This is a genomic window from Candidatus Poribacteria bacterium (genome assembly GCA_016866785.1).
In the GTDB taxonomy this organism is placed as follows: domain Bacteria; phylum Poribacteria; class WGA-4E.
Genome location: VGLH01000045.1, coordinates 24406 through 30405, shown reverse-complemented (window position 1 = coordinate 30405; position 6000 = coordinate 24406). Strand labels below are relative to the sequence as shown.

Sequence of the window (6000 nt, the reverse complement as noted above, 5' to 3'; positions counted from 1 at the left end):
GATCGCGATAGAGCAGGAGCTTCGGTTCGCGATCCGCGAGGGTGGTCACACAGTGGGCGCCGGCGTCGTCACGAAGGTTCTCGACTAGCGCTTGAGCTGATCGGCGTCTCGGGATGGACGAGCCCGGCGGCAGGAAGCCCCGACGCCACGGCTCGACGCTCATGAAGGTGGGATGGAAACGATGCCAGCTACGATCCGCATCAAGCTCAAAGCGTTCGACCACCGCCTGTTGGACCAATCCGTGTCCGAGATCGTCGACACGGTGAAGCAGACGGGGGCGATCGTCTCGGGTCCGATACCTCTGCCGACGGACAAGAGCATCTGGACGGTGAACCGCTCGACGAACATCGACAAGAAGTCTCGCGAGCAGTTCGAGATGCGCGTCCACAAGCGACTGATCGATGTCACGGATTACACGCCACGCACGATGGACGCCTTGAGGCAGCTCGATCTGCCGTCCGGCATCGCCATCGACGTGACGATCAAGTAGTCGCTCCGACGCAGGACTCGAGGACGAGATACCCTACGGTAGGGGACGCCTTATGAGCGAAGGCATCATCGGCAAGAAGTTGGGCATGACACGCGTCTTCGAAGCGTCGGGAGCCGCCGTCGCGGTGACCGTCATCGAGGCGGGTCCGTGTCCAGTGGTTCAGACGAAGTCGGCAGCGAAGGAAGGCTACGACGCCGTCCAGCTTGGGTTCGGCCGGCAGAAGCGTGCCAACCGACCCACGGCGGGGCACTTCAAGAAGGCGGGCGTGGCGCCGACATCCGAGTTGCGCGAGTTCCGCTCGGAGGAGGCATCGCGCTTCGAGGTCGGTCAGGAAGTGACCATCGGCGACCTGTTCGCTGAGGGCGATCTGGTCGATGTCACCGGAATCACGAAGGGTCGCGGATTCGCCGGGCACGTCAAGCGCTGGGGCTTCCGTGGCGGCAAGAAGTCGCACGGCGGAGAGAAGGACCTACGTCGTCCGGGCTCCATCGGTACGAGCGCGTGGCCCTCGCGTGTCGTCAAGGGCAGGAAGATGGCGGGTCACATGGGTAACAGCAACGTCACGGTGCAGAACCTGACGGTTGTCAAGACCGATACCGAGCGCCATCTGCTGGTCGTCAAAGGCGCCGTGCCGGGTCCCAAGAACGGACTCGTCGTCATCCGCAGGGCTGCGAAGCCGGATTCGCATCGGTAGGTCACCGCGGCGCAGAGGGAAAGACGGAACCATGGCAGAGATAGACGTACGGAACCCATCGGGACAGGCCGTCGGGAAAGTGGCAGTGCCTTCCCTGTTGGTCGACGGTGACGTGAACACGACGCTGATGCATCAGATCGTCGTCGCGCACCTGGCGAACCGGCGGCAGGGAACCGCCGCGACGAAGACCCGCGCGATGGTCGCCGGCAGTGGACGCAAGCTGTTCCGGCAGAAGGGCACGGGTAGGGCGCGTGCGGGCGACCTGCGTTCCCCGACGCGTGTCCACGGCGGCACGGCGCACGGACCGCATCCGAGGAGCTACCGTCAGCGCACGCCCAAGAAGATGCGTCGTCTGGCGCTTCTGTCGGCGCTGCGCGACAAGTTCCGCAGCGACGCCGTCGTGGTGATCGATGCGGTGCCCGTCGCGGGCCAGCCTCGGACACGAGAGGTCGCCGCGCTGCTGAAGACGCTGGATATCGACGGGCGCAAAACCCTTCTCGTCTTGCCGGATGTAGACCCCATCGTGTATCTTTCCGCACGGAACATTCCCCGGCTGAATGTAACGACGAGCGCGCTCCTCCACGCCTACGAAGTCATCACCCACCAGGTGCTGGTCCTTCTCCCGGCGTCCGTCAGTTCTCTGGAAGCGCGTCTGGGTGGAAACGCCGACGCCGACGCGTCGGACGCGGAGGCATCCTGATGGCGAAGAACCCTTTTCATGTCTTCCGCCGTCCTGTGGTGACGGAGAAGAGCACGCTGATCCGTCATCAGTACAGCGAGCGCGCGGGTCACGACAGTCTGGTCAAGTACACTTTCGAGGTCGCCCCGACGGCTTCGAAACCGGAGATCCGAGCCGCGCTCGAGGAGCTCTTCCCCGAGGTTCGCGGTCACATCGTGCAGATCAACACGATGCGGACGAGCGGCAAGGTGAAGGACCCGGACAAGAACCGCCGCGGCCGCCGATTTCGGCCTGGTCGGACGATCCACCGGAAGAAGGCGATCGTCACGCTGCGCGACGGGGTGACCATCGACCGCTTTGAGGGCGTCTAGAGCCCGTCTCGTCAGGAGCTGTACATCGTGGTCAAGAAGTACCGTCCGGTCACTCCGTCACGCCGGTTCATGACGGGCTCCGATTTCTCGGAGGTGACGAAGGCGACGCCGGAGAAGTCCCTCTCGCACGGCATGCGCCGGTCGAGCGGCCGCAACGCCCAGGGCCGTGTCACGATGCGGCGGCGTGGCGGTGGGCACAAGCGACGGTTCCGAGAGATCGATTTCCGTCGCGACAAGATCGGCATCAAGGCGCAAGTCGCCGCCATCGAGTACGACCCGAATCGCACCGCCCGCATCGCCTTGCTCGAGTACGAGGACGGCGAGAAGCGATACATCCTCGCGCCGCTGGGGCTGGCAGTCGGGCAGACGGTTGAGTCGGGTCCCGGCGCGGATATTCGCGTGGGCAACTCGTTGCCGCTGACGAACATCCCAGTCGGTTCAATCATCCACAATGTGGAGCTGACGCCCGGCAAGGGTGGGCAGATCGTCCGCAGCGCAGGCGTCTCGGCTCAACTGATGGCGCGCGAAGGACGCTACGCGACGATTCTGATGCCCTCCGGCGAACTTCGCATGGTGCTGAGCGCGTGCACGGCGACGTTGGGACAGGTCGGCAACGCGGATCACGAGAACGTGATCATCGGCAAAGCTGGTCGATCACGCTGGCTGGGTCGACGACCCAAGGTGCGCGGCGTCGCGATGAACCCCCTGGACCATCCGCACGGCGGCGGCGAGGGGAAGAGCTCCGGCGGACGCCATCCGGTCACGCCATGGGGCGTTCCCACCAAGGGGCACAAGACACGCAAGCCGAGCAAGCCGTCGGATCGCCTGATCGTCTCGCGCCGCAAGCGCAAGAAGCGGTAAGACAGCGGTTGAACCTGGTGTGAGGGGAAGCTATGCCTCGGTCGCTGAAGAAGGGCCCGTACGTCGACGGGAAGTTGGTCAAGAAAGTCCAAGATCTCGAGCGGAGTGGCGAGCGAGGCCGCGTCATCCGCACCTGGTCGCGCCGCTCGACGATCATCCCGGAGTTCATCGGGCACACGTTCCTGGTCCACAACGGCCGGAAGTTCTTCCCAGTGTTCATCGTCGAGACGATGGTCGGACACAAGTTGGGCGAGTTTTCGCCGACGCGCAGCTTCCGTGGGCACCGAGGATAGACGGGATTGCCCGGGGGCTCGGCTTCGACGCTGAGCCGCCCTGCTGTCGGGAACGGCACAGAAGGAACGCAAGAGCATGAGCGGAGCCAGAGCGATACTGAGGAACGCGCCCATATCCGCCCAGAAGGCGCGCCTTGTCGCCGACCTCGTGCGGCGTCAGCCGGTCGAGCAGGCGTTGGACACGCTGCGGTTCAGCCCGAAGTCGGGAGCGAAGATCATCGGCAAGCTCCTCGACTCGGCGGTCGCCAACGCCCACCAGCTCGCACGCGACGAGCAGTGGCACGAGGGATCGGACTTGGACGCCGATTCGCTCTTCATTAAGACGATCTTCGTCGATGAAGGCATCACGATGAAGCGGATCCGCCCGCGCGCGCGCGGCATGGCTTACGGCATTCTGCGCCGACGATGCCACATCACGGTCGAGATCGACGACCGCCGCGCCTAGCGGTATCGCGGGTCCTCACTGCGAGAGGTGGACACGATGCCGAGGAATCCGATTCGACACGCCGTTGTCGTCAGGGGCGATCGCTTCCGGTCTAGACGCCTCCTGACGCTCGGTCACTGAGGAGTACTTTGTGGGTCAGAAGACGCATCCGCGCGGGCTCCGATTGGGGATCATCGAGAAGTGGGACTGCCGCTGGATTCCCACCCAGCGGAAGGACTACTCGACGTGGCTGAACGAGGACCTCAAGATCCAGCGGTTCGTCAAGGACCGATTGAGCCGCGCCGCCGTAGCGCGCGTCTCGGTTGAGCGATGGGATTCCGGTCGATTCACCGTGTCGATTCACACGGCGCGGCCCGGCATCGTCATCGGACGTCGCGGAACCGAGGTCGAGAAGCTGCAGCAGGACCTCGAGAAGGAGCTCGGCAAGCCCGCACGCATTGCGATCGAAGAGATTCGCCGTCCTGAGCTGGAAGCTCAACTGGTCGCCGAGGGAGTCGCCGCGCAGTTGGAGCGCCGCACGCCCTTCAAGCAGGCGATCAAGCGGTCGGTGGCGAACACGATGCGAGCCGGAGCTGAGGGGTGCAAGATCATGGTCTCCGGCAGACTGGGGGGCCACGAGATCGCCCGCAGCGAGTACGAACTCGACGGACGGGTTCCGCTGCACACACTGCGCGCCGACATCCAGTTCGGCTTTGCCGAAGCCAACACGACGTTCGGGAAGATCGGCGTGAAGGCGTGGGTGTTCCGCGGCGAAGTCATCGGAACCGGCACGGCGCAAGAGGCGATGAAGCTGATGTCGCGTCCGGCGGCGGGTCGGGGCCGAGGTGGACGCAGCACGCAGGCGGACGCGGCCGGGGATCGGCACGGTCGCGGAGGACGGGGAGCTGGACGGGGACCAGGCCGCTCCGGCGGATATGGCAGAGGCGGACGACGCGGCTAGATCGGCTGATGCCGGACGTCCGCGCGCCAGAACAAGCTGAGGTTGCGTCGAGGGAGCCATTCGGATGTTGATGCCCAAGCGTGTGAAGTTCCGCAAGGAACACCGTGGTCGGATGGCGGGCACCGCAATTCGCGGAGGCACGATCGCATTCGGCGAGTACGGGCTCCAGGCTCTGGAGCCCTGTTGGTTGACCGCCCGGCAGATCGAGGCGGGTCGTATCGCCATCACGCGCTACATTCGGCGCGGCGGCAAGCTGTGGATCAAGGTGTTCCCGGCGAAGCCCATCACCAAGAAGCCCGCGGAAACCCGCATGGGCAAGGGCAAGGGAGCGCCTGAGGAGTGGGTCGCCGTGGTTCGACCCGGTCGGATCCTCTACGAGCTCGCGGGGGTTCCTCTCGAGGTCGCTCAAGAGGCGATGAAGCGCGCGCAGTACAAACTCCCGATCCGCACTCGCATCGTCGTGCGGGACTCGGCAGGTGGATGATGAGGATCTTCGCGACGGAGATCGAAGCGCAGACGATGGAAGCGCTTCGCGCCAAGGACGCCACGACGCTGAAGGATGACCTGCGAACGCTGCGACAGGTGCAGCTCGATCTCAGGTTTCAGAAGGCGTTCGGTCAACTGGAGAACACCGCCAAGCCTGGTAGGAATCGCAAGAACATCGCGCGAGTCCTGACGGTGCTGCGCGAGAAGCAGATTCAGCGGTTCCTGTTGACCGATCCGGAAGTTTCGGAGCTCCTCGGATCCGGCGGCGTCAGCCTTTCGGCGGGCAAGAACGATCCGAAGGGCGTCGTGTCGCGCGGCGACATCGATGGCAACGACGCGCGCTCGATCACCCTGGCGATGCGCCTGTGGGCGCAGCTACGCCGGAACCCGGAGTTCTTCGCGCGCACGCAGCAGTTGCCCAGGATCTGAAAAGCTCCCCTGACGCGGAGCCAGCACGAGGACGAGACCCATGTCGAACAAGCGAGGCAATCCCAAGACGCGCACTGGCGTCGTCGTCAGCGACCGGATGGACAAGACCGTGTCCGTCCGCGTGGAGCGGGCGTTTGCGCATCCTGTCTACGGCAAGACGGTCCGCCGGAGCTCGAAGCTCCTGGCGCATGACGAGACCAACGACTGCCGAGTCGGTGACCGAGTGATGCTCACCGAGACGAGGCCGCTCAGCAGCCGCAAGCGCTGGCGCGTGTCGGCGGTCATCGAGCGGGCGCGCTGAACGCGGATTCG

The 6000-nt window shown here is 64.9% G+C and carries 12 protein-coding genes; all 12 read left to right on the top strand.

Translation table 11 applies throughout. The annotated features are described in order from the left end of the window. Positions 1-88, top strand: an 88-nt coding sequence (locus FJZ36_08510) for an elongation factor Tu (protein MBM3214942.1), incomplete at its 5' end; no start/stop codon positions are given. 93 nt (positions 89-181) lie between these two features. Then, positions 182-490 (top strand): 30S ribosomal protein S10, encoded by a 309-nt coding sequence (gene rpsJ / locus FJZ36_08505; GenBank protein ID MBM3214941.1) that lies wholly within the window; start codon positions 182-184, stop codon positions 488-490. Between the two features lie 52 nt (positions 491-542). Further along, positions 543-1184, top strand: coding sequence for a 50S ribosomal protein L3 (locus FJZ36_08500; protein MBM3214940.1), 642 nt, complete (start codon positions 543-545; stop codon positions 1182-1184). Positions 1185-1215: 31 nt separating this feature from the next. Then, on the top strand, positions 1216-1884 hold the full coding sequence (gene rplD, locus FJZ36_08495; protein ID MBM3214939.1) for a 50S ribosomal protein L4: 669 nt from the start codon (positions 1216-1218) through the stop codon (positions 1882-1884). Then, complete coding sequence (locus FJZ36_08490; GenBank protein ID MBM3214938.1) at positions 1884-2234, top strand: 50S ribosomal protein L23; 351 nt, start codon at positions 1884-1886, stop codon at positions 2232-2234. Before rplD ends, FJZ36_08490 begins: the two co-directional genes overlap by 1 nt. 24 nt (positions 2235-2258) lie before the next feature. After that, positions 2259-3095 carry a 50S ribosomal protein L2 gene (gene rplB / locus FJZ36_08485; GenBank protein MBM3214937.1) on the top strand — a complete coding sequence of 279 codons (837 nt, stop codon included), beginning with the start codon at positions 2259-2261 and terminating at the stop codon, positions 3093-3095. 32 nt (positions 3096-3127) lie between these two features. Beyond that, the gene (gene rpsS / locus FJZ36_08480) at positions 3128-3388 is read left to right on the top strand and encodes a 30S ribosomal protein S19 (GenBank protein MBM3214936.1); all 261 of its coding nucleotides are present in this window, start codon (positions 3128-3130) and stop codon (positions 3386-3388) included. A gap of 76 nt (positions 3389-3464) precedes the next feature. Beyond that, entirely contained in the window at positions 3465-3833 is a 369-nt protein-coding gene (locus FJZ36_08475) for a 50S ribosomal protein L22 (GenBank protein MBM3214935.1), read from the top strand. A gap of 130 nt (positions 3834-3963) precedes the next feature. Further along, complete coding sequence (gene rpsC / locus FJZ36_08470; protein ID MBM3214934.1) at positions 3964-4773, top strand: 30S ribosomal protein S3; 810 nt, start codon at positions 3964-3966, stop codon at positions 4771-4773. A gap of 64 nt (positions 4774-4837) precedes the next feature. After that, positions 4838-5257: a 50S ribosomal protein L16 gene (rplP, locus tag FJZ36_08465; GenBank protein MBM3214933.1), complete on the top strand. Its 420-nt coding sequence runs from the start codon at positions 4838-4840 to the stop codon at positions 5255-5257. 35 nt (positions 5258-5292) lie between these two features. Next, positions 5293-5688: a 50S ribosomal protein L29 gene (gene rpmC, locus FJZ36_08460; protein MBM3214932.1), complete on the top strand. Its 396-nt coding sequence runs from the start codon at positions 5293-5295 to the stop codon at positions 5686-5688. 40 nt (positions 5689-5728) lie between these two features. Further along, positions 5729-5989, top strand: a complete 261-nt coding sequence (gene rpsQ, locus FJZ36_08455) for a 30S ribosomal protein S17 (protein ID MBM3214931.1) — start codon at positions 5729-5731, stop codon at positions 5987-5989. Positions 5990-6000 lie beyond the last annotated feature (11 nt).

What these genes read in the sequence shown, in the direction of transcription:
- rpsJ (MBM3214941.1), top strand. Translation starts at nt 182, where the DNA reads ATGCCAGCTACGATCCGCATCAAGCTCAAAGCGTTCGACCACCGCCTG.
- FJZ36_08500 (MBM3214940.1), top strand. Translation starts at nt 543, where the DNA reads ATGAGCGAAGGCATCATCGGCAAGAAGTTGGGCATGACACGCGTCTTC.
- rplD (MBM3214939.1), top strand. Translation starts at nt 1,216, where the DNA reads ATGGCAGAGATAGACGTACGGAACCCATCGGGACAGGCCGTCGGGAAA.
- FJZ36_08490 (MBM3214938.1), top strand. Translation starts at nt 1,884, where the DNA reads ATGGCGAAGAACCCTTTTCATGTCTTCCGCCGTCCTGTGGTGACGGAG.
- rpsS (MBM3214936.1), top strand. Translation starts at nt 3,128, where the DNA reads ATGCCTCGGTCGCTGAAGAAGGGCCCGTACGTCGACGGGAAGTTGGTC.
- FJZ36_08475 (MBM3214935.1), top strand. Translation starts at nt 3,465, where the DNA reads ATGAGCGGAGCCAGAGCGATACTGAGGAACGCGCCCATATCCGCCCAG.
- rplP (MBM3214933.1), top strand. Translation starts at nt 4,838, where the DNA reads ATGTTGATGCCCAAGCGTGTGAAGTTCCGCAAGGAACACCGTGGTCGG.
- rpmC (MBM3214932.1), top strand. Translation starts at nt 5,293, where the DNA reads ATGGAAGCGCTTCGCGCCAAGGACGCCACGACGCTGAAGGATGACCTG.
- rpsQ (MBM3214931.1), top strand. Translation starts at nt 5,729, where the DNA reads ATGTCGAACAAGCGAGGCAATCCCAAGACGCGCACTGGCGTCGTCGTC.